General features: G+C 73.3%; 22 protein-coding genes and 1 pseudogene. 10 read left to right on the top strand and 13 right to left on the bottom strand.

Going from position 1 to position 20,046, the window contains the following annotated elements; genetic code table 11:
* Positions 1-267: 267 nt before the first annotated feature.
* Entirely contained in the window at positions 268-1,518 is a 1,251-nt protein-coding gene (locus K7I03_RS23065; RefSeq protein ID WP_185940624.1) for an alpha/beta hydrolase family protein, read from the bottom strand.
* Positions 1,519-2,006: 488 nt separating this feature from the next.
* Positions 2,007-2,546 carry a GNAT family N-acetyltransferase gene (locus tag K7I03_RS23060; protein ID WP_185940625.1) on the bottom strand — a complete coding sequence of 180 codons (540 nt, stop codon included), beginning with the start codon at positions 2,544-2,546 and terminating at the stop codon, positions 2,007-2,009.
* A 166-nt stretch (positions 2,547-2,712) separates the two neighbouring features.
* Between K7I03_RS23060 and K7I03_RS23055 the strand changes: the two genes are divergently transcribed.
* Together K7I03_RS23055 and K7I03_RS23050 are read left to right on the top strand one after the other, a co-directional pair.
* On the top strand, positions 2,713-3,315 hold the full coding sequence (locus K7I03_RS23055) for a hypothetical protein (protein WP_185940626.1): 603 nt from the start codon (positions 2,713-2,715) through the stop codon (positions 3,313-3,315).
* Positions 3,316-3,460: 145 nt separating this feature from the next.
* Positions 3,461-4,138, top strand: coding sequence for an HAD-IA family hydrolase (locus tag K7I03_RS23050; RefSeq protein WP_185940627.1), 678 nt, complete (start codon positions 3,461-3,463; stop codon positions 4,136-4,138).
* A 52-nt stretch (positions 4,139-4,190) separates the two neighbouring features.
* Here K7I03_RS23050 and K7I03_RS23045 read toward each other — a convergent pair whose 3' ends face one another.
* Entirely contained in the window at positions 4,191-4,664 is a 474-nt protein-coding gene (locus tag K7I03_RS23045) for a carboxymuconolactone decarboxylase family protein (RefSeq protein WP_185940628.1), read from the bottom strand.
* 353 nt (positions 4,665-5,017) lie between these two features.
* Positions 5,018-5,291 (bottom strand): annotated as a pseudogene (locus tag K7I03_RS23040) (PadR family transcriptional regulator).
* 64 nt (positions 5,292-5,355) lie between these two features.
* Here K7I03_RS23040 and K7I03_RS23035 point away from each other — a divergent pair.
* A complete protein-coding gene (locus K7I03_RS23035) occupies positions 5,356-5,748 on the top strand; it encodes a VOC family protein (RefSeq protein WP_185940629.1) in 393 nt (130 codons plus the stop codon).
* Entirely contained in the window at positions 5,745-6,620 is an 876-nt protein-coding gene (locus K7I03_RS23030; RefSeq protein WP_185940630.1) for a sigma-70 family RNA polymerase sigma factor, read from the top strand. Before K7I03_RS23035 ends, K7I03_RS23030 begins: the two co-directional genes overlap by 4 nt.
* A gap of 152 nt (positions 6,621-6,772) precedes the next feature.
* On the opposite strand, the gene K7I03_RS23025 is transcribed toward K7I03_RS23030, so the two are convergent.
* Both K7I03_RS23025 and K7I03_RS23020 read right to left on the bottom strand, forming a co-directional pair.
* Complete coding sequence (locus K7I03_RS23025; RefSeq protein ID WP_224347172.1) at positions 6,773-8,065, bottom strand: helix-turn-helix domain-containing protein; 1,293 nt, start codon at positions 8,063-8,065, stop codon at positions 6,773-6,775.
* Between the two features lie 17 nt (positions 8,066-8,082).
* Entirely contained in the window at positions 8,083-8,457 is a 375-nt protein-coding gene (locus K7I03_RS23020; RefSeq protein WP_185940631.1) for a putative quinol monooxygenase, read from the bottom strand.
* A 460-nt stretch (positions 8,458-8,917) separates the two neighbouring features.
* On the opposite strand from K7I03_RS23020, the gene K7I03_RS23015 reads away from it, so the two are divergent.
* On the top strand, positions 8,918-9,274 hold the full coding sequence (locus K7I03_RS23015) for a DUF6255 family natural product biosynthesis protein (RefSeq protein ID WP_185940632.1): 357 nt from the start codon (positions 8,918-8,920) through the stop codon (positions 9,272-9,274).
* A 15-nt stretch (positions 9,275-9,289) separates the two neighbouring features.
* Here the strand turns inward: K7I03_RS23015 and K7I03_RS23010 are convergent, their stop codons facing one another.
* Positions 9,290-9,871, bottom strand: coding sequence for a TMEM165/GDT1 family protein (locus K7I03_RS23010; RefSeq protein WP_185940633.1), 582 nt, complete (start codon positions 9,869-9,871; stop codon positions 9,290-9,292).
* Between the two features lie 556 nt (positions 9,872-10,427).
* Between K7I03_RS23010 and K7I03_RS23005 the strand changes: the two genes are divergently transcribed.
* Positions 10,428-10,898 (top strand): DoxX family protein, encoded by a 471-nt coding sequence (locus K7I03_RS23005; protein WP_185940634.1) that lies wholly within the window; start codon positions 10,428-10,430, stop codon positions 10,896-10,898.
* Positions 10,899-11,078: 180 nt separating this feature from the next.
* On the top strand, positions 11,079-11,711 hold the full coding sequence (locus tag K7I03_RS23000) for a DedA family protein (protein WP_185940635.1): 633 nt from the start codon (positions 11,079-11,081) through the stop codon (positions 11,709-11,711).
* 152 nt (positions 11,712-11,863) lie between these two features.
* Here K7I03_RS23000 and snpA read toward each other — a convergent pair whose 3' ends face one another.
* A complete protein-coding gene (gene snpA, locus K7I03_RS22995) occupies positions 11,864-12,586 on the bottom strand; it encodes a snapalysin (protein WP_185940636.1) in 723 nt (240 codons plus the stop codon).
* A 365-nt stretch (positions 12,587-12,951) separates the two neighbouring features.
* Between snpA and K7I03_RS22990 the strand changes: the two genes are divergently transcribed.
* Complete coding sequence (locus K7I03_RS22990; RefSeq protein WP_185940637.1) at positions 12,952-14,079, top strand: LysR family transcriptional regulator; 1,128 nt, start codon at positions 12,952-12,954, stop codon at positions 14,077-14,079.
* 216 nt (positions 14,080-14,295) lie between these two features.
* Here K7I03_RS22990 and K7I03_RS22985 read toward each other — a convergent pair whose 3' ends face one another.
* Together K7I03_RS22985 and K7I03_RS22980 are read right to left on the bottom strand one after the other, a co-directional pair.
* Entirely contained in the window at positions 14,296-14,475 is a 180-nt protein-coding gene (locus K7I03_RS22985; RefSeq protein WP_185940638.1) for a hypothetical protein, read from the bottom strand.
* Between the two features lie 30 nt (positions 14,476-14,505).
* A complete protein-coding gene (locus K7I03_RS22980; RefSeq protein ID WP_185940639.1) occupies positions 14,506-14,721 on the bottom strand; it encodes a hypothetical protein in 216 nt (71 codons plus the stop codon).
* A gap of 464 nt (positions 14,722-15,185) precedes the next feature.
* Between K7I03_RS22980 and K7I03_RS22975 the strand changes: the two genes are divergently transcribed.
* Positions 15,186-16,217, top strand: a complete 1,032-nt coding sequence (locus K7I03_RS22975; RefSeq protein ID WP_224347171.1) for a serine hydrolase domain-containing protein — start codon at positions 15,186-15,188, stop codon at positions 16,215-16,217.
* A gap of 151 nt (positions 16,218-16,368) precedes the next feature.
* Here the strand turns inward: K7I03_RS22975 and K7I03_RS22970 are convergent, their stop codons facing one another.
* Positions 16,369-17,073, bottom strand: a complete 705-nt coding sequence (locus K7I03_RS22970) for a histidine phosphatase family protein (protein ID WP_185940641.1) — start codon at positions 17,071-17,073, stop codon at positions 16,369-16,371.
* 147 nt (positions 17,074-17,220) lie between these two features.
* Between K7I03_RS22970 and K7I03_RS22965 the strand changes: the two genes are divergently transcribed.
* Positions 17,221-17,580 (top strand): gamma-glutamylcyclotransferase family protein, encoded by a 360-nt coding sequence (locus tag K7I03_RS22965; protein WP_185940642.1) that lies wholly within the window; start codon positions 17,221-17,223, stop codon positions 17,578-17,580.
* Between the two features lie 15 nt (positions 17,581-17,595).
* Here the strand turns inward: K7I03_RS22965 and K7I03_RS22960 are convergent, their stop codons facing one another.
* Both K7I03_RS22960 and K7I03_RS22955 read right to left on the bottom strand, forming a co-directional pair.
* Positions 17,596-18,774 (bottom strand): NHL repeat-containing protein, encoded by a 1,179-nt coding sequence (locus tag K7I03_RS22960; RefSeq protein WP_185940643.1) that lies wholly within the window; start codon positions 18,772-18,774, stop codon positions 17,596-17,598.
* A gap of 65 nt (positions 18,775-18,839) precedes the next feature.
* Positions 18,840-19,895, bottom strand: coding sequence for a gluconolaconase (locus tag K7I03_RS22955; RefSeq protein ID WP_224347170.1), 1,056 nt, complete (start codon positions 19,893-19,895; stop codon positions 18,840-18,842).
* Positions 19,896-20,046 lie beyond the last annotated feature (151 nt).

The following is a 20,046-nucleotide window of genomic DNA, read 5'->3' as shown; positions in this document are numbered from 1 at the left end:
CGGGGTCGGACCGGTTTCCGTGGTGCGGACCGGTTCCGGCGCGTCGCCTTCCCATCGTCGTCCGGATGGCCGTCCGGGGCCCGCCGGGATACGCCGTCACAGCCGCCCCGCAGCCCCCTCGCGACCCCGCTGACCTGGGGCGTTGGCGCGAATGGCGGGACTTTTTGTATCTTTGGGAAACAAAGTGGTTCCGCCCGCACTCCCTGACCGGCGGGCGGAACCGCTTGTTCTCTCACGCCCCACCCCGCCGCCCCCGAGGGTTCCTCCTTACTTGGCCGGGCCGCCGCCCTCCTCCTGCTTCAGGAACGCCACCTCCGGGAACTCCGCCGACGGGCCGTCGAGCAGCTTCCCGGGCGCGTTGCGGAGCTGCTTGTCGAAGAAGGCGACGAGGTACGCGCGGGTGAGCGCGTTGGCGCGGTCGCTGGGGAGCGTGCCGAACGCACCCGCCGCGTCCTCCGGGGGCACCCCCTCCGGCAGACCGACCTGATCCGCGAGCCAGTGCATGTCCGTGAAGGTCATATGGCCGCCCTTGCCCACGTCCAGCCAGCGCTTCCAGCCGGTCATGCCCTTCCAGGCGGGGCTCCAGGTGTCCATGGGCCCGCCGAGGTCGCCCGCGCGGGCGGCGCCGAGCAGTAGCACCGGCTTCTTGACGCCGCCGGCGGGCGGCTCGGTGAAGAAGTCGCCGTCCATGTCGGCGGCGGCGGCCACCCGCGCGTCCTGCCCGGCCGCCTCGACGGCGCCCGCGCCGCCGATGGAGTGCCCGGCGACACCGATCCGGGCGCGGTCGATCCGCAGGCCGGGCACGGCCGGGGAGCCGGCGGTAAGCCGGTCGAGGACGAAGCGGAGGTCCTTGGCGCGGTTGCGCACCACCGCCGCGTTGTCGCGCTGCTCCGATCCGCAGACGGCGCACTGCTCGATCCGGCCGCCCGGGAACTCGACGGCGGCCTCGTAGGTGTGGTCCACCCCGGCCACCACGTAGCCGCGGCTCGCCAGTTCCTCGGCGACGGAGGTGAGGGACGCCCGGCTCTGCCCGAACCCCGGCGAGAGCACGACGAGCGGCCGGGCCCCGCCGGCCGCCGGCTCGGCGTCGACGACGGCGTGGGTGCGCACGGTGCTCAGCTTGGCGTTGCCGTACAGCGCCTCGGAGAGCGCCGGCGAGACGTACGGCGCCGTGGAGCCGCGGGCGGACCGCGCCGCCGGGTACCAGACCGAGACCATCAGCTCGCGCTTCCCGGCGGACGGCTTCCAGGGGTCCGTCCGGGCCTCGTCGACGAGACGGAGGGTCCTCTCCCCGATCGCCTGCCGGACGGTGGGGGCGGGCACCTCGGGCGCGGCCCCTCCGGCCCGGGCGGTCCGGACGGCCTGGGCGCCGGTGGCGGCCGGGGCCGCGGCGGCGACGACGGGTATCTGGGAGACGGCGAGCGCGCCGAGCAGGGCCGCGGCGGCGACCGCGCTCGTGCGGCCGCGCCCGTTGCGAGCGGGGTGTTGTACGGAACGACGTGCGGGATTCTTGGACATGTCCGCCACGGTAGAAATCCCCTGGGGCACGGACATCGCCCCGGGGGAGGACGGCGCGGCCCTTACAGGCCGTACCGGCTGACGTCGCGTAAGCCACGCGAACGATGTAAGGGCCACCAATCGGCGGGGGTACGACGGCCGTTCGCGGCCCGCACACGCAGGGGCCACCCCGAAGGGGCGCCTCCGTCCGGCCATCCACTCACTACGCGACGCCTGCGCCGCCGGACCGCAACGGCCTTGACGCACGCCCGCGCCCTCGAACCACAGCGACCCTGACGCACACCCACACCCTCGAACTACAGCAGCCCTGACGCACACCCGCGCCCTCGAACCACAACGGCCCTGACGCACGACCGCACCCTCAGACCGCAACGGCCCTGACGCTCACCCTCACCCTCGAACCACAGCGACCCTGACGCACGACCGCACCCCGGACGCAGGGCGGACACCACACTCACACCCCCGCCGCATGGCACCGCACCGCACCCTCAAGTCCCGGCCGCATAGCACCGGATGGCCACCTTCTGCCCCGGCCCCCACTCCTGTTCGACCGTGGCGAGCAACTGCCAGCCGAGCCGCTCATACAGCGCCGCCGCCGCGACGTCGGTGGCCACCACATCCAGAACCGGATGCGCACCGCGTTCCCGCGCTTCCTCCACGGCCCGCGCCATCAGCAGCGCACCGACCCCGCGGCCGCGCGCCGAAGGAGCGACGAACAGCCGGCCGACCACGGCGGTCGCACCGGCGCCCGCCCCGGCACGAGCGCTCCACAGCCCGGGCGCCACGTCCCCCGCGCCGCTCCGGGACAGACCGACGTGCCCGACGACACGTCCGTCCGCCTCCGCGACCCACGAGGCGACGAGCACCTCCGGCGTCAGCCAAGCCTCGGGAGAATCGGGCCAGTTCACGGGGTAGCCATCGCGCTCATGCGTCTCCGCCAGCGCCCGCACGCAGGCTTGGAGGTCCTGATCCACCCGCCGCCGTACCCGCACGAAGACGTTCGCGCCGGACTCGCTCTCACTCTCCATCGCGGCATGGAAGCACAGCCCGCACCCCACGACCAGCGACTTTCATCCCGCCCCCAAGTGCCCCGCTCCCCCACCCCCACCCGGGCGCCGCCTTCACCCTCCCGGCGGAGCCGGACCCTCCCCCGGGAGGAGCCGCCACTCCCGGCTCGCGGGACAGCATGAACCCATGCCCCTCACCGCGCCCCTCACTCCCCGCCGCACGCCGCCGACCCCGCTCGTCCCGGCCGCTCCGGCGCGTCGCACCACCACCCCGCCAGCGTCCCGTCGTGCCGTACGCGCCGCCCGGGTCGCCGCGCTCTGCGTGCTCCCGTCGAGCCTGTGGCGGGTGGCGCCGGCCGTGGGGATCCCCGTCGGCTACGAGGCGGACGCGCTGCGCGACCGGCTCCAGGTGCCCGGCTGGGGAACCCCCGCGCTCCTGGGGCTGAGCCTGCTGGCCGAGGCGGTCACGCTCCTCACCGTCGGGCTGACGCGCCCGTGGGGCGAACGCGTGCCGCGGTGGGTGCCGGCGTTCGGCGGGCGGGCGGTCCGCCCGGCCGCGGTGACGGCCGTCGCGGGCACCGGCGCCGCGCTGCTGACCCTGATCTTCACGGTGCTGCCGGCCGCGCAGCTCCTCATGGGCGTGGCCGGCGGCGACGCCGACCCGCACGGCCCCTGGCTCCTCCTGATGCGGCTCTGCTACGCCCCCCTGCTCGCCTGGGGTCCGCTCACCGCCGCCGTCGTGGTCGCGTACCACCGCCGCCACCGCACCCACCTGCGAGCGCACGCCTGAGAGCGCACGCCTGAGCGGGCGCGGGCACAGCTGAGGGGCACTCTTGGCGCGCCCCTCCCTCTTTTGTATCGTGGAGGAACAAAGCGGAGCCGCTCGCCCGGGGGCGAGCCCGGCGACGCCCGCCCCACCCCCGCAGGAGCACAGCATGCCCAGGTCCGAGTCCATTGGTGCGATCAAGGCCGTACTCCTCGACATGGACGGCACCATCGTCAACTCCGACGTGGTCGTCGAGCGCTGCTGGCGCCGCTGGGCCGAGGAGCACGGGCTGGACGCGGACGAGGCCCTGAAGGTGGTCCACGGCCGCCAGGGCTGGGCCACCATGGCCGCCCTGCTCCCCGACCGCCCCATGGAGCTCAACCACGAGGACAACCGGCGCATGCTGGAGGCCGAGACCGCCGACATGGACGGCGTGGTCCCGGTCGCCGGCGCCCCCGCGTTCATGAGCGCCCTCGCCGGACTCCCGCACGCCCTCGTCACCTCCGCGGACCGGCCCCTCGCCGAGGCCCGCATGGCCGCCGCCGGGCTGCCGATGCCCGCCGTCCGCGTCACCGCCGAGAACGTCGGCGCCAGCAAGCCCGACCCCGAGGGCTTCCTCAAGGCCGCCGCCGAACTGGGCTTCGCCCCGCACGAGTGCGTCGTCTTCGAGGACTCGGGCGCGGGCATCGCGGCCGGCCGCGCGGCCGGCATGCGCGTGGTCGGCGTGGGCCCCCGCGCGGGGGCCCACGCTCCCGACGCACACGTCCCGGACCTCACCGGGGTCCGCGTGGAGGCCGCGGCGGACGGCGGCCTGACCCTCCACCTCACCGCCGCCGACGACCGCTGACGCACCCGCCGGCCCAACCTGCCCGGCCCGGCCGGTCAGCCTGACCGGCCGGTCAGGCGAACTGGCCGGGCCGGTAGTCCCCGGCGGGCTGCTGGATGATGACGTTCATGCGGTTGAAGGCATTGATGAGGCCGATAAGGAACACCAGGCCGGCGAGCTGCCGCTCGTCGTAGTGCTTGGCGGCGTTCGCCCACACCTCATCGGGGACCCCGCCGGCCGCGTCGGCGATGCGGGTGCCCTGCTCCGCCAGCTCCAGGGCGGCCCGCTCGGCCTCGGTGAAGATTGTGGCCTCCCGCCAGGCCGCGACCAGGTGGAGCCGGGTCGCGGTCTCGCCCGCGTGGGCGGCCTCCTTGACGTGCATGTCGAGGCAGAAGCCGCAGCCGTTGATCTGGCTGGCGCGGATCTTCACCAGCTCCTGCGTCGCGGCCGGCAGCCCCGAGTCCGTCACGACCTTGCCCGCCGCGACGAGGTGCTTGACGACCGTGGCGGCCTGCGGGTCACCGAAGAGGTTCAGACGCGCGTTCATGTGGACTCCCTGGTCACATCGCTGTTTCGCTGTCGCCTTTCAGACGGGGCACCCCGCCGCGGTGTGACGACTCCGCGAGTGACGCGCGTCTCACCGTCCCGGCCGGCCGCCCCGCTGACGCGCCGGACCAGCACCGCGAGAGGAAAGCCGCCGCCGCGTAGACCAGCGAGGGCACGAGTCCGTCGTCCCGCGCGCCGGCGACGAGCGCCCCGGCCGCCGACAGCGCCAGGGCGACCGCCCACGGCACACGGGGGCGCCGCGCGCCGCCCGGTACGCCAACGCCTCGTACGCCACCGCCCCTTACGCCGGCGCCCGGCGCCTCGTCGTCCGGAAGACGGCGAGCAGCAGACGGTTCACGCCGGGGCCGCCCCGGCGTTCCCCGAGCGCCCGATGACGAGCGCCGCCGCCTGCCGCATCCGCCGCGCCTCCCGGCCGAGCGCCTCGGTGCCGTCCTCCGTGAGCCGGTCGTAGCGCCTCGCCCGTCCATCCACGATTCTCCTCGTCACCGGCGGCCACCAGCCCGGCCCGTTCCAGCCGGTCCAGCGCGCCGTACAGCGTGCCGACGGCGATCCGGGGCCGGCCGTCCGTGGCCCGCTCGGCGGCCTTGTCACCTTCTCCGCACGGCACTCGTCATAGGGGCGACGACCGGGATGCGAACGGCCGTCTCACCGACGAGTGAATCGAGAACACGATGCTGACCAATCTCATGTACGCGACGGTCTACGTCACCGACCAGGACCGCGCGCTGGCCTTCTACACCGACGGGCTCGGCCTGGAGAAGCGGATCGACTTCCCCGGGCCCGACGGACGCTTCCTGACCGTCGGCGTTCCCGACAGCCCGGTGCAGATCGTCCTGTGGTCGCACGCGTCGGCCGCGGGACAGCCCGGCGAGAGGGACGGGCACCCCGCGCCCGGCCCGCTGATCCTCGAATCCGACGACCTGCACAAGGACTTCGAGGCCATGCGCCGGCGCGGCGTCGTCTTCGAGGGGGACGCACCCGAGGACTACCCGTTCGGGGTCCGCGTCGAGGCGGTGGACCCGGACGGCAACCGGATCTCGCTCCGTCAGCAGCGGAAGCCGTGACCGACCGCCCGTCCGGCCTCCTGGCCGAGGCGTTCGAGGCCCAGCGCGACCGGCTGCGCGCCGTCGCGTACCGCGTGCTGGGCTCGCACGCCGACGCCGAGGACGTCGTCCAGGAAGCCTGGATGCGCCTCGCCGGCCAGGACGAGGCGGCCATCGGCAACCTGGCCGGCTGGCTGACCACCGTGGTCGGCCGCATCAGCCTGGACCTCCTGAGATCCCGCCGGGCCCGCCCCGAGACCGCCTACGGGCAGGACTTCGCGGACCTCGTGGTGACGCCCGCCGACACCCCCGCGCCGGACGAGCAGGCGACGCTGGCCGACTCGGTCGGCCTCGCCCTGCTCGTCGTGCTCGACTCGCTCTCTCCGAGCGAGCGTCTGGCGTTCGTCCTCCACGACATGTTCGCCGTCCCGTTCCGCGAGATCGGCCACATCCTGGGCAAGTCCGCCGACGCCGCCAAGGTGACCGCCAGCCGCGCCCGCCGCAAGGTCCAGGCCACGGACCGGGCGGCGGGCCCCGGCCGCGAGCACCGCGAGGTCGTCGAGGCGTTCCGCGCCGCCGCCCTCGGCGGCGACTTCGAAGCGCTCCTGCGCATCCTCGACCCGGACGTGAAGCTGACCGTCGACACCCCCGACGGCGTGGTCGTCGTCCTCGGCGCCACCGAGGTCGCCGCCGGCGCCCGCGTCTCCTCCGGCCAGGCCGTCCACCACCGTCCGGTGCTGGTCAACGGTGTTCCAGGCCATATGTCCTGGCGCCCGGACGGCACCCCTCTCTCCGTGATCGCCTTCACCGTCACCGAAGACCGGATCAGCGCCATCCACATCGTCGTCGACCCGGCCAAGCTCGCCACGATCCGCCTGCCCGCCCCGGCCTGAACGGCCCTCACCAGCACGGCCCGACGCCACCGGCCGTCGGCCCCCGGCCGCCGGCAGCGGTGGAGGCGGGCCGGCGCAAGGACGGGCGGGTTCGGTGTCGGCGAGCTGATGTCGCACCGCACCTTCGGCTGAACCCTGCTCCGGTCAGGAGATCAGCACTTTGCTCCCGCCCGTTCCGCCAGCTCCCGCAGCTTGGGCGGGGCCGAGCGTCCGGCGACGAGCATGAGGTCGCGGATCGCGGACCGCGCGGTCTCATGGCCGCGCACCATCTCGGGAGCCAGATGCTCGGCCGCCAGGAAGCACTCCACCGCGTCGGCGACGTGTCTGAGCTGGGCGTGCGCCCTGCCCATGTCGAGGGCCAGCCGCGCCCGCCGCTCGACGGACAGGCCGCTCGCGTCCACCCGCAGCCCGGTGTCCAGCGCTTCGCCCGCGTCGCCCAGCTCCACGGCGACGGCCACCGCCTGGATCTCCACATTCGTCGGGCCGAACTCCAGGTTGAAGTCGTTCCTGTCGCCGCCGAGGCGGCGCGCCACGGACCGGGCGCGTTCCGTCTCCCGGCGGGCGGCCGGGCGGTCGCCGCGCCGGGCGTGGACAAGGGCGAGCACGAGGTGGAACGAGCCCAGCAGCGACAGCTCCTCGGGCACGGACGCCGCCTCGCCACCGGACCCGCCGGCCCCGCCGAGCGCGTCCACGGCGGCCTGCGCGACGTGCTCCGCCTGCTCGTACCGCCGGAGCCGCAGGCAGGCGTGGGCCAGCCGGCAGGTCCCGGCGAAGACGTCGAGGACGCGCCCGGACATCTCCGCTGCCGCGATGGAACGGTCGGCGGCCACCCAGGCGGCGTCCGCCTCGTTCCGCCGGGTGAAGGCCGCGGAGAGCGCCTGGTACGTGCGGGCGAGGAGGCCGTACGCCATGGCCCGTTCGGGCTTCGCGGCGGTGCGTGCCAGCCGTTCGAGGCTGGGCAGCAGCGAGTTCAGTGCCGCACCCAGCTCGGCGTACCGGTCTCCGTGGGCCAGCGACCACACGTGCTCGACGTCCTCCCGGAAGCCGGCGAGCGGAGGGTCGGCACGCGGCGGGTCCTGCGCCGGGCGGGACAGGAGCGCCTCCAGCGCGGGATGCCCGGAGAGCAGGAGCCTGGCCCGGTTCAGGGGGTCGTCCCCCACGGGCCCCTCCGTCGGCTCTGCGACCGGGGGCGCGTCCGGGCGCAATTCGACGACGGACACGCCGAGTCCGTCCGCCAGCCGGTTCAGCACGTCGATCCGGTTGACCGGCTGGATCCCGCGCTCGACCTGCGAGAGCCAGCTTGTGGTGCGGCCGAGGAGGGCCGCCAACTCCTTTTGTGTCAGCCCGCGCCGGGCCCGCAGTTCCGCGACGCGGGTACCGAACGCCCGCCGTTCCCTGTCGCGTTCTTCCGAATTCCCGCGATGCCCGCGGATCTCGCGCCCCACGCCGGTCACCGTTCCGCTCACACCCCGCCGTGTCCGCCGGCGCGTTCTCCGTCGGGGCGTTCTCCGTCGGGGCGTTCTCCGTCGGGGCGTTCTCCGTCGAAGCGCTCCAGAAAGGTGACGTCGGTGCCGAGGACGTATTTCTCGCGCTCGGCGAGGAAGTGCCGCACGTGCGGCTGCCGTTCGTGGTCGTCGAACGCGGCGCGGTCGGCGTACAGCTCGTAGAAGACCCGCACGTGGGGCTCGTCCGGCACGCGATGCGTCGCGTACACCAGAGTCCCGGGTTCATGCCTTCGGATGTACTCGACCGTCCGCGCGACCAGCGCGTCGAAGCCCTCCGCGGCCTCCGCGCCGCGCAAGGTGAACCGGACGACCAAGCCGAAACCGGCAGCCATAAGCGCTCTCCCCTCGTGTCGCACCAAAGAATCGCAGAGGTCCGGGCAGGGCGGTACGGTCGCAGGATTTCTTGACTCGCAGAAACACTACGAGTAGCGTCGCGGTCACACTGCCGGGCCCGTCGGATTCTCCGCAGCACGACCGCCCAATCCGCCTGCCCGCGACGGCACTTCACGGACGCGCGCCGATGGACGCACGCCCATGACGGAATACGCGAAACGGACACGAGAAAAGGCCCCGGCGGATAACCGCTCTCCGGTGCTGGAACCACCGGGCGAGCTCCGCCGAGGCCGACATCTGACCCCTGGAAACAGCAGGAGATTCGATGCGTCCTCAGAATAACGGCCCGCACGCCACGGCGGCCCGGCCTTTCACCACTCGGCACTTCGGGTACACCGGGTCACTCACCTCCGGGGCGGGCCCGCGTCCGCGCACCTCCTCGTCGCGGACGGTCCGCTCATGACCTCGGTTCGGACATCCGTGCCCCCGGTGAACGGCCCCCGCACCCCGCACCGTTCCTGCGGCCACCCACCCTCCGCGTGGACAACGGCGGACGGCATGCGGACCTGCGGCGCGTGCGGGACGCGCAGGGTGGACGACTACCGGGCGCTCGCCCTCGCGCTGGAACTCCCGGCGCCCACGCGGCTGTTCGGGACGACCGCCCGCGGACGGGGCACCATGACGATCACACCGCACAGCCACGGCACCAACCCCGGTAGTCCCAGCAGCCCCACCGACCCCGCCGCCGCCCGCCGCGCGGACCTGCTCAGGCGGGTGCGCGAAGCGAACCGCTGGAGCGCCGAGCGGCGGCCGTGAGGGGCGGGAGCGGCCTTACCCCGCCACCGCTTCGTACAGGCTGAAACCGGCCAGCGCCAGCATGACCAGCGCCGCGATGCGGGTGATCAGCGTCAGGGGCACGTACCGCATCAGGGTCCGGCCGCCCACGATGCCCAGGCCCGCCACGGCCCACAGGCCCAGGACCGCGCCGAGGCCCACCGAGACCGGGTCGTCGTAGCGGGCCGCCAGGTTGGCGGTCATGATCTGGGTGAGGTCGCCGAACTCGGCGGCGAGGATCAGCATGAAGCCGGCGCCGGACACCTTCCAGAAGGACTGGTCGGCGGGCTTCCTGACCTCCTCGCCGTCCTCCTCCTTCTGGAACAGCAGCATCGCCGCGCCGATCAGGAAGGCCGCGCCGACGATCGCCTGGAGCAGGCGGTGCGGGAGCAGGGTGAGCAGGCTGCCCGCGGCGATCGCCAGGGCGACGTGGACGACGAAGGCGGCCGCGACGCCCGCGAAGACGTACGAGGCGCGGTAGCGGGTGCCGAGCATGAGCGAGGCCAGGGCGGTCTTGTCCGGCAGCTCGGCCAGGAAGATCACGCCGAAGACCAGAGCGGTGACGGTGAGGCTGATCACAGGTTTCCTCTTCGGTGGGGCTGCCGCACCGGAAGGGTCCTGCCCTGGGTCCTGGGGGATTCAGGGGTCGCTTCGGCACGGCAGCGTCATGGACACTGCGGCCGAAGGTCTCGCTGGCCCGCACCCTCGCGGGTACGGCCTCCGGGCGCCGGCCGGGCCTGGGGCCCAGCAGTATGTCGACGGTCCGGCGAAGAGCTACTCCCCTTCTGCTCCCCTCAGGGTACGGGACGGGAGTGCCTGCCGTCGTCCCCCGTTTCCGCGGAGGCGGGTGCGACGGGGCCGTGGACGACCGGGCCGGCCGCGTCGGCCGGGTCGAGCACGCGTTCCACTTTCGGTGGCGCGCCAGAAGTCGCACGCTGTCATCAGGGGGGCCGTGCGACCGGTCGCCGGGCGGCCCGGGATCCCGGGCGGCACCGGCGGACCGCCGTGGCGCCCGGCGCACGACGGAAGCGCTCGAAGCGAAAGCGGAAGAAGAACTTGAACTTGCAAGTATCGTTAGGGGTACCTAACCTTTGGACCTCTCGTCGTATCCGTCCCCGCCACGAGGAGCAGTCCCATGCCCCCCACACCCACTCAGGCCGCCCCCCGCCCGGCCCCCGCGTCCCGCGGCTCCGCACCGCTCGTGGAGCGCCTGGACGCGGCCCGGCCGTACGTCCTCTCGCTGTTCCGGATCGTCGTCGGCCTGCTGTTCGCCTGCCACGGCGCGGCCTCGCTCTTCGGCGTCCTCGGCGGCGCGGCCGGCACCCACGGCGGCACCATCGAGGCCGGCACCTGGCCCGGCTGGTACGCGGCCGTCATCCAGCTCGTCTGCGGCGTCCTGGTGATGCTCGGCATCGGCACCCGCGGCGCGGCGCTGATCGCCTCCGGTTCCATGGCGTACGCCTACTTCGACATGCACCAGAAGGTGGCGCTGTGGCCCATCCAGAACGGCGGCGAGGCCGCGGCGATGTTCTGCTGGGCCTTCCTGCTGCTCGTCTTCACGGGCCCGGGCGCCCTCGCCGTCAGCCGGCTGTACTCCCGCCGCTGAGCGCGTAGAACGGGGCCCCGAGCCCCGGGAGACCTCGTCGGGGGGCACGTGATACGTACTACATCGCGCGCCCCCCTTCGCTTGCCTCAGGAGTCCCAGGCGTACTCTGTACGGTTGTGAAGGCCGCTCCTGCCGCTCCCCTGCGACATCGCGGCGGGGGACCGTAACAGGAGATCGGACGTGCTGGATCAGTTGGGGGCGTTGGCCGACACCCCATGGATATACGTGATCGTCGCGCTATCGGTGCTGCTCGACGTCTTCCTGCCGGTGCTGCCGAGCGGAGTCCTCGTGATCACCGCCGCCACCGCGGCGGCGGGCTCCGCCGTGGGCACCCACGGTCACACGGCCCTTCCCGAGATGTTCGCCCTGGTGGCGTGCGCCGCGACGGCCTCGGTCGTCGGCGACCTGGTCGCGTACCGCGTCGCCTGGCGCGGCGGTGACCGCTTCGACCGCGCCATCGCCCGCTCGCGCCGCCTCACGGCCGCCCAGGAACGGCTCGGCACCGCGCTGCTGCGCGGCGGCGGCGCGCTCGTCGTCGTCGCCCGGTTCGCCCCCGCCGGCCGCTCCGTGGTCAGCCTGGGCGCGGGCGTCATGCACCGCAGGGTCCGGGAGTTCCTGCCCTGGTCCGCCCTCGCGGGCGTGACCTGGGCGCTGTACAGCGTGTTCCTGGGGTACTTCGGGGGCCAGTGGCTCGGTGCGACGTGGATCGGCACGGCCGTCTCCGTCCTCGCCCTGTTCCTCGCCGGCTCGGGCGCGGCCTTCCTCGTCCGCCGCCCGCACGAGCCGGAGCCGGCGGCGGCGGAAGCCGGCTGACGGCCGGAGCGCTGCCCGCGGATTTCCGCGCCGGACGGAACGAACGGCCCGGTCCCTCACCAGGGACCGGGCCGTTCGGCGTTCCGCGTGGTCCGTCCGGGCGTTCCTTGAGGTCCGGACCGCCTACGGCTGCCCGTCGACCCGTCGGCCCGTCAGTAGACCTTCTTCAGCGCGTCCTGCTTGGCGAAGGCGGACAGCCCGTTGCGCCACAGCGAGTCCACGCGGCTGCGCTCGTTGGCGTTCGGGTAGCGGTTGGTGCAGGACGGGCCGGGGCCGCCGCCGGACATCAGCTCGCTGCACGGGCCCGAGTAGTGGTCCGGCAGGCCGAGGACGTGCCCGGTCTCGTGGGCGGTGACGCGCACCGAGTCGTACTGCTGGTTCTGCCGGTAGTCGAGGAAGACGTACCCCCGGCCGTGGCCGTCGGTGCTGGCGTACGAGCCGCGCGAGTCGTTGCCCTCGTAGTACCGGAAGTCCGCGTTGGAGCCTGACTGGAGGCGGACGTTCCGGACGGAGCCGTTCCATATCTGTGCGCTCTGCGCTATCTGGTTGGCGAAGCTGGGCGCCTGGCTGGCGTCGTACGTCACCGTGACCGTGCGCAGCCCGGGCGACGCCGCCTGCTTGGCCTTCGCCGACTTCATGACGGCCTCGAAGAACGCCTTGTTGTTTGCCTCTTCCTGGGCCGAGCCGACGTACGACGATCTCGTCATGCCCTGCCCGGCCTGCCCCGACGGGGAGACCTGGGACGACGCTTGAGTGGCCGCGGTCGCCGGGACGGCCGCCGTGGTGGCGGCGACGGCGAGACCGAGGGCCGCCGCGGCGACCAGGGCGGAGCGCCGCGTGGAGCGCTTCAGGGAACGCTGCATGGAGTGGTTCATGTGGGGGACTCCATTTCCTGCGGTCCGCCGCCGCGGACCGTGCGGGTGGGACGCACGGCCGGGTGACGAACCGGTGAAGTGTCTGGTCCCGCAGAGTGTCTGCCGAGCGATCGGCGGCCGGGATGATGCCAATCGGCGATAGCTCCGGCCAATCACCCCGGCCGCTCACGGACCGGCCACCCGCACGCCCGCCCCGCCACGGGCCGCCCCGATCGCGTCGTTCCGCTTCAACCCCAGGCGCAACAACAGCCCCTCCCACACCACCCCTCACGCTCCGCACCACCGCCCTTACACCGACACGCGGTTGACGGGCCGTTCACACACCTGCCCGAGAATGTGCCTGGTGTGGCCAAGGGGGCGCGGTTATGCTCCGGACCGTGGAGCTTGAGGTCAGGCACCTCCGTGCGCTGTGCGCCATAGCCGACACCGGGAGCGTACGGAAGGCCGCATTACAGCTGGGCATGACCCAGCCCTCGCTCACCACCCAGCTCAGGCGCATCGAGGGAGCGATCGGCGGGGTGCTGTTCACCCGTGGGCAGACGGGCAGCCGCCCCACGCCCCTCGGCCATTCCGTGCTGTCCCGCGCCCGCCCGATCGTGGCCGAGATGACCGCCCTCGTGATGGCCGCGCGGGACGCCGCCTCCGGCATGGGCGGCCTCTGCCTGCGCCTCGGCAGCGTAGGCGGCCCGGCCGTTGCCGCGTGGCTGCGCCGCGTCCACCGCCGGCTCCCGGGCACGGACACCACGATCCACATAGAGGTCTCGTCGGCGGCCCTGATCCAGCTGCTCGCCACCAACCAGCTCGACGTCGCCCTCGTCCAGGAGCCGGCCGGTTTCCCGCTGCACCTGCCGCCGGGCCTGGAGCGGCGCGTCGTCGTCGACCGCGAGCCCCGGTTCGTCGCGCTGGCCGCCGGACACCCCGTCGCCGCGCTCGCGTGCGTGGCGCTGCCCGAACTCGCCGACGACTCCTGGATCATCGACCCGACCGCCGACCACGACTGTGCCGCCCTCCGCCGCGCCCTCTCGACGGCCGGCCTCAACCCCCGGCTGCTCCAGGTCCGCGACACCGCCACCGCCGCCGACCTCGTCGCGTCCGGCGAGGCCGTCCGCCTCTGCCAGCCCACCGCCGAGCCGACCGACGGCACGGTCGTCCGCCCGCTCCTCGGGGATCCCCTCACGGCCCGGCTGTCCCTGGTGTCACGGACGGGGGCGCTGTCCATCACCGAGATCGACGCGCTGTACGACGATGTGGCGCACGCCTACGAGGAGTTGGCGCGCGTCAGCGCGGCGTACCGCGCGTGGCGGGAGCGGCGCGGCGAGATCCGGCCGCCGGAGGCGTACGACGCCTCGCAACCCCCTTCCCCCGTACCCCCCACGGATCACCCAGCGCCCGCTGCCCCCGCCGCGCACCCGCCACACGCCGTCCTCCGGGCGCCGGCCGTCCGGTTGTCACCCACCGGTGCACCGCAGGAGCGCCGGCACCTCTCCGCCTGAGGCCGCCCGGGTGAGTCCGGGCGGATTCCCGGATGGGAACGCCCGGCGGCGGGCAGTCCCTGGCTGTCGTGCCCCGACGGCCCCCGAAGCATCCGCGCCCGTCCGGGGTACGGCGGTCACCCCGGCGGGCCGGACCGGGCGGGCGGTGGCAGACGTCCTCACCGCCGCCGCCCGCCCCTTCTCATATCCCCACCGCAGCCACCGCAGCCACCGCCCTCACCCAAGCAACAGCCCCTCCACCCGCTCCATCACCTCAGAGCTCGCGAACGTCAGCCGCCCCACGTGCACCCCGTCCGACCCGTACGCCGGTTCCTTGAGAACGGCGCTCCGCGCGACGTCCAGCGTCCAGGGCTCGCCGTGCACGACGAGCCCGCCGGACGGCGGCATGACGCTCATGCTCCAGCCCGCGCCGAGCAGCCATCTCCCTTAGATCTCCGTCTCGTTGGCGGCGTTGGACGGCAGGTGGCGGGCCGCGAGCTCCCACAGCGAGGCCGCGGCCGGGGACGTGCCCGACACCGGAACGGTGGCCACCACCGCCGTCGACTCGTGCCTGGCGTACGCCAGCACACACCGGGCGTCCGGCCACTGGGCCGTGAAACGCGCCATGATCACCCGGTCCGATCCGGTGATGCGCCTGGCCATGCCGGTTCCCCTCCCCTTTCCGCCGGTGCCCCCGCCGGCCTTTCCTCGTGCAACCAACAGCCGTGGGACGTGCGGGGTCACGGGTACGGCCGAGGTCACCCGTACCCCAGGCGTTCACCCGTATGTCCGCGACGGCGCAGCCGCGAGGTGGTGGTGCCAGGTACACCCCGCTCCGGTGTCCAGGCCCATGGCCCGCCCGAGGCCCCGGTGATGAGATCGGTCCATCGAAACGACGCGAGTGCGAGGAGAACGGATCATGCGGGTGCGCGGACGCGATGGGCGAGCGAACCGTCGGAGCGGCAGGGCCGCCCTGGCCGGCGGCGCGGTCGCCGCGGTGGCGGCCCTGCTGACGGGCCTCACCCCGGCCACCGCGACCCAGGCCTCCCCCAACGGCCGTACGGTGAACGGCGGCACGCTGGACGCGGACGTCCGCGCCCTCCGGTCGGCGGGCGGGGGACGTCCGGGTGCTCGCCGAGGTGGACACCGGCCGGGGCGTGCTGCGGTCGCGCGCGGGCGGCGGTTCGTCACCGACGCCGTGGGACGCCCGCTTCCGGATCGCGAGCACGACGAAGACGTTCACCTCCGTCGTCGTACTCCAACTGGCCGCCGAGGGCAGGCTGTCGCTCGACGACACCGTCGAGAAGTGGCTCCCCGGCGTCGTCAAGGGCCAGGGCAACGACGGTGCGCGGATCACCGTCCGCGATCTGCTTCAGCAGACGAGCGGCCTGTTCGACTACGTCAGGGACCCGGAGCTGGGGCGGGCGCTCAGCGAGGGCTTCGACAAGGTCCGTCACGACACGACGCCCGCGGCGGAGTGGGTGGCCGTCGCCATGCGCCACCGGCCGCTGTTCACGCCGGACCCCGCGCACCCGCGCTGGGCCTACTCCAACACCAACTACCTCCTCGCCGGCATGATCGCCGAGAAGGCGGGCGGCCTGGGCTGGCGCGAGCAGGTCGAGCACCGCGTCATCGCCCCGCTGGGCCTGCGCGACACCTCCGTACCGGGCGCCAACCCGTACCTCCCCGGCCCGCACGCCCGCGTCACCCTCCGCACCCCCGACGGCAGGCTGACGGACGTCACCGACCACAGCATCCAGCACACGGCCGACTCCGGAGTGGTCAGCACCACCGCCGACCTCCGCACCTTCTTCCGCGCCCTGGCCGGCGGCAGACTGCTGCCGCCCGCCCAACTCCGCGAGATGCGGCGGACGGTGGCACGGACCGGCGACACGGACGACCTCGCGCAGTGGCCCGACGGCGGGTACGGGCTGGGCGTGCGCTGGACCCCGCTCTCCTGCGGCGGCGGCTACTGGCACCACGAGGGCGACGGCTTCGGCTCGTACACCCGCACCGGCGTGACCCCGGACGGCCGCCGTTCCGTCGCCGTCTCCATCACCAGCGACGGCAGCACCCCCGGCACCCCCGATCTCGTCCGCCTCAACAAGGCCGCGCGCAAGCTGGCCGACGACGCCCTGTGCGGACGCGCCGGGCGCTGAGCACCCCGGGCTACCCGGCGGCGCCGAGCACCACCGGACGCGAGGCGGGCGCTGAGCACGACCAGTCACGCGCCGGGCGCTGAATCCCACCGGTTACGCACCGGGCGCCGACCACCGCAGGCCACGCACCCAGCGCCGACCACCCCACCCGCTACGCGCCCGGCCGCGCCCCGAACTCCACCCGCCGCAGTACGCCCCCGCCGTCGGCGACCCACCGCGAGACGGAGGCGTTCGGCACCGGCCACGGCCGGGCCGGCGTCTCGCCGCCGAGCACATGGCGCAGCGCGACGACGACGGCGTCGTGCGCCACGAGCAGCACCCGCCGCCCGGGCGGGACGGCGGCGGGGTCGCGCAGCAGGGCGCGGACGCGCGCGGCGACGTCGGGCAGCGACTCGCCGCCGGGCGGCCGGTACGTCCACTCGCCGGCCTGTTCGCGGCGCAGCGCCTCGCCCGGGTCGCGGTCGCGGATCGCGTGCGCGTCGTGCCCCTCGAAGACGCCCATCTCCCGGTCGCGCAGCCGCTCGTCGAGGACCGGCGGGGGCGGCCGGCAGCCGAGCCGTTCGGCCGCGTCCGCCATCGCCTCCCACGTCTGCCGGGCCCTGACGTACGGGGAGACGACGACGGCGTCCGGCACCGTCCCGGCCAGCCACCGGCCGAGCCCGGCGGCCTGTTCCCGGCCGAGCGGGGTCAGCGGTACGAGGGGGTCGGCGCCGGGCGGCAGTACGGCGGGTGTGCCGGTGGCGCGGGCGCGGTCGAAGAGCACGTTGGCCGTGCTCTGGCCGTGCCGGACGGCGATCAGCTCGGCGGGGAGGGCGGGGGCGGGGAAGACGGGTGCGGGGAGGCCGGGTTCTGCCACGGGCGGGCTCCTGGGGAGGGACGGCCGGACGAGCCGGAGGAAGGCGATGATCCGGGGGAAAGACACCGTTCCAGGTCGTACCCACCCACCCCGCCCGAGTCACACCTCACGTTGCACCGGCACCTCACCCCCGCCGATGCTGTGACCATGATCGAACAGCCCACCGTCCGCCTCTTCTCCTACGGCACCCTGCGCCGGCCCGAGGTCCAGCGCTCCCTCTTCGGCCGCGAGCTCACGGGCGTGCCCGACGCCCTGCCCGGCTACCGGCTGGCCACCGTGGAGATCACCGACCCGCACGTCATCGCGCTCAGCGGCTCCGCCCACCATCCGATCCTCCGGCCGACGGGCGACCCCGCCGACACGGTCGAGGGCACGGCACTGCTGATCACGGAGACGGAACTGGCGGCGGCGGACGACTACGAGGTGGACGACTACGCGCGCACCCTGGTACCGCTCGCCTCCGGCGCGGAGGCGTGGGTGTACGCGCCGGCGGCGGCTGCCTCGTAGGAACGGTCCCGGTCCTCACGTTCCGGGCGGCGGACGCACCTGGCCGACGCCACCGGGGGCCTCGGTGGCGCATGTGGCGATCCGCCACAACTGGCCCTGCTGGTTGCTGACGTAGATCTGGCCGTCGGCGGTGTCCAGGGCGAGGCCCTTGCAGAGCTGGAGCCCGGTGGCCACCACGCGCTGCGCTCCGTCGGCGAGCGTGATCTCGTAGAGGCGGCCGGTCTGCCGGGGGTCGACGGCGTAGGCCCTGCCGGCGCCGTCGAGTTCCACGCGTACGGCGTCGGCCCCGGGCAGGTTGGTCAGGACGTGGTGCCTGCCGTCGGCCAGGTCGACCTCCTGCACGTTGCCGGCGGTGTCGCCGACGTACGCCTTGCCCTTCCCGTCCAGTGCCACGCAGTCGATGTTGCCGCCGGCCGCGCCGAGCCCGGTGGCGGCCGGACGGGTGTCCTTGCCGCCCAAGTCCACCTCGGTCAGCTGCCCTTCGGCGTAGTCGGCGACGTACGCCTTGTTCTTCTTCCCGTCCAGTGCCACACCGTACGCGCCGGTGACGCCGGTGAGCGGGGTGAACGAACCGTCGGACAGGTTCACCACGAGCAGCCGCGCACCGGCGTAGTCGGTGACGTAGGCGTGCCCCTTCCCGTCCACCTTCACATCGCCGACGTCCCCAAGATCCTTCGCGATCACGCGCTGGGCGCCGGTGGTGAGGTCCACCGCGGACAGCTTGTGGCCGGCCCGGTCGGTGACGTACGCCGTGTTCCGCGCCGGGTCCACCGCGAGGCCCTCCGACGAACCCAGGTCCGTGGCGACCAGGGCGTACGCCGCCCTGTTGTCGATGAGTTTCGACAGGTCGTCCATCTTCGGCATGTCCTTGTCGCTGATCTCCACCTTCGGCGGGCCGCACGCCTTCATGTTCGACGACGCCGTACGGGACACCGACTGGGGGTCTTCGGAGACCTTGCGCTGGGCCGTGGACACCTCCTTGGCGTTCCGGAAGAGGCCGCCCAGGAACTCCATCGCGGCGAACGCCCCGTGGGCCGTCTGGCGCACCAGCCACGGGTCGCGTTCCTTTTCGAGGTCGCCCGCGTCCTTGGAGACACCGTCGGCTCCGGGAGTGTTCTTCCGGAGCTTCTCGGTGGACTGCTCGGCGGAATCGTGCTGGTCCCCGCCTTTGTCGAAGACGTTTCCGAACGACATGCCCGTCCTCCTGACCGGCTCGGCGCGCACAGAGGCTTCTCTTCCGGGTGTTCTCTCGGTTTCCCTCAGAGAGGCTGCTTCTGGTCCGCCATATTGATCTCCTCGGGCTGGAAGAGCCGATGCTCCCCGACCTTGACGGCGACGACTTCCGCCACCCCCTTCTGCAGGAACCGCTTTCCCGGGTCGGACATGTCGAAGTTGTCGCCCCCGTCGGCGATTTCGCCGAGCGGCCACGCGATGACGTGGCAGTACTCGTTCCCGGTCTGCGGCGGAGTGCATCTGACCGGCACCGGCTGCTCGTAGTACAGGGCGACCAGGCCGCCGAAGGTGACCGGAATGTCGTAGGAGAACCGCCTGATCTGCCGCCGCGTCGTCGCCATGACGTCCACCCGGCTGCCCACCGGGAAGGTCACCGACGACGTGTGCTTCCAGGCGGTGGTCAGCGAACCGCTGACGGAAGCGGTGATGCCGAGCATCAACTGCGCCGACAGTTCCCCGGTGCCCGTCGCGGAGCCCGAGGCCGTCGTCGTGCTCGTCGCCTGGGTCTGGGACTCGTTGTCGACGCCGATGTTGTCCTTGCTGTTCTTCACCGTGGTCTTGGCGGACTTGTTCAGCGCCATGCTCTTCTGCAGTTGCGCCTGCACCGCCGCGGTGGTCTTCGCCCCGAACGTGAGCTGTATCGTCCCCTGGAGCGACCAGCTGATGGTGTTCGAGATCGAGAACTCGACCGTGTCCGTCGCGGTGAACTGCACGGGGTCGGTGGCGTTGACGTACGTCTGCTTGGAGAGCACGTCGGGGGGAGGCTGCTCGATACCGCACTCCTCCTCGATGAGCGGTACGCCCAGGTTGAGGTAAGCGCGCCATCCGCGTTGGCGTGCCGTGTCCTCTCCGGCGGGAAACCCCTCGTAGCGCACGTCGTTCAGGGAGAACCCGACCGGGCAGATCTCCTTGTCCCCGCCCTTGGGTTTCCTCTTCAGCCTGGACAGGTTCCGCTCCAGAATGGAGCGCGCTTTCCGGAGGATTTCGAGCTCCTCCTGGTTCTGCGTCGTCAAGGGATGGCGCATAAACACATCGCCGAGATAAGCGCGCCCCACAGGGTTCTTCTCACTGGGCTCGGCCATCGCCTTCCGGCTCCTCTCGCCGCACGTCTCCCGCCGCGCGGGGACATGGCCGGGGCGAGAGGAGAGCTCTGGGGCGACCGTCGGAGAACGTCGCGTGCCGGCATCGCCGACTCCCAGGCACCGGTTCCAGGGTCACATCCGCGACGGCGGC

Origin of the sequence: Streptomyces mobaraensis, from assembly GCF_020099395.1 — a bacterium.
GTDB lineage: Bacteria > Actinomycetota > Actinomycetes > Streptomycetales > Streptomycetaceae > Streptomyces.
This window is presented reverse-complemented; position numbering and strand designations above follow the sequence as displayed.

Excerpts from the sequence above, each read along its gene's own strand:
- K7I03_RS23065 (WP_185940624.1), bottom strand. The coding sequence starts at position 1,518 with ATGTCCAAGAATCCCGCACGTCGTTCCGTACAACACCCCGCTCGCAAC.
- K7I03_RS23060 (WP_185940625.1), bottom strand. The coding sequence starts at position 2,546 with ATGGAGAGTGAGAGCGAGTCCGGCGCGAACGTCTTCGTGCGGGTACGG.
- K7I03_RS23055 (WP_185940626.1), top strand. The coding sequence starts at position 2,713 with ATGCCCCTCACCGCGCCCCTCACTCCCCGCCGCACGCCGCCGACCCCG.
- K7I03_RS23050 (WP_185940627.1), top strand. The coding sequence starts at position 3,461 with ATGCCCAGGTCCGAGTCCATTGGTGCGATCAAGGCCGTACTCCTCGAC.
- K7I03_RS23045 (WP_185940628.1), bottom strand. The coding sequence starts at position 4,664 with ATGAACGCGCGTCTGAACCTCTTCGGTGACCCGCAGGCCGCCACGGTC.
- K7I03_RS23035 (WP_185940629.1), top strand. The coding sequence starts at position 5,356 with ATGCTGACCAATCTCATGTACGCGACGGTCTACGTCACCGACCAGGAC.
- K7I03_RS23020 (WP_185940631.1), bottom strand. The coding sequence starts at position 8,457 with ATGGCTGCCGGTTTCGGCTTGGTCGTCCGGTTCACCTTGCGCGGCGCG.
- K7I03_RS23015 (WP_185940632.1), top strand. The coding sequence starts at position 8,918 with ATGACCTCGGTTCGGACATCCGTGCCCCCGGTGAACGGCCCCCGCACC.
- K7I03_RS23005 (WP_185940634.1), top strand. The coding sequence starts at position 10,428 with ATGCCCCCCACACCCACTCAGGCCGCCCCCCGCCCGGCCCCCGCGTCC.
- snpA (WP_185940636.1), bottom strand. The coding sequence starts at position 12,586 with ATGAACCACTCCATGCAGCGTTCCCTGAAGCGCTCCACGCGGCGCTCC.
- K7I03_RS22990 (WP_185940637.1), top strand. The coding sequence starts at position 12,952 with ATGCTCCGGACCGTGGAGCTTGAGGTCAGGCACCTCCGTGCGCTGTGC.
- K7I03_RS22985 (WP_185940638.1), bottom strand. The coding sequence starts at position 14,475 with ATGAGCGTCATGCCGCCGTCCGGCGGGCTCGTCGTGCACGGCGAGCCC.
- K7I03_RS22980 (WP_185940639.1), bottom strand. The coding sequence starts at position 14,721 with ATGGCCAGGCGCATCACCGGATCGGACCGGGTGATCATGGCGCGTTTC.
- K7I03_RS22965 (WP_185940642.1), top strand. The coding sequence starts at position 17,221 with ATGATCGAACAGCCCACCGTCCGCCTCTTCTCCTACGGCACCCTGCGC.
- K7I03_RS22960 (WP_185940643.1), bottom strand. The coding sequence starts at position 18,774 with ATGTCGTTCGGAAACGTCTTCGACAAAGGCGGGGACCAGCACGATTCC.
- K7I03_RS22955 (WP_224347170.1), bottom strand. The coding sequence starts at position 19,895 with ATGGCCGAGCCCAGTGAGAAGAACCCTGTGGGGCGCGCTTATCTCGGC.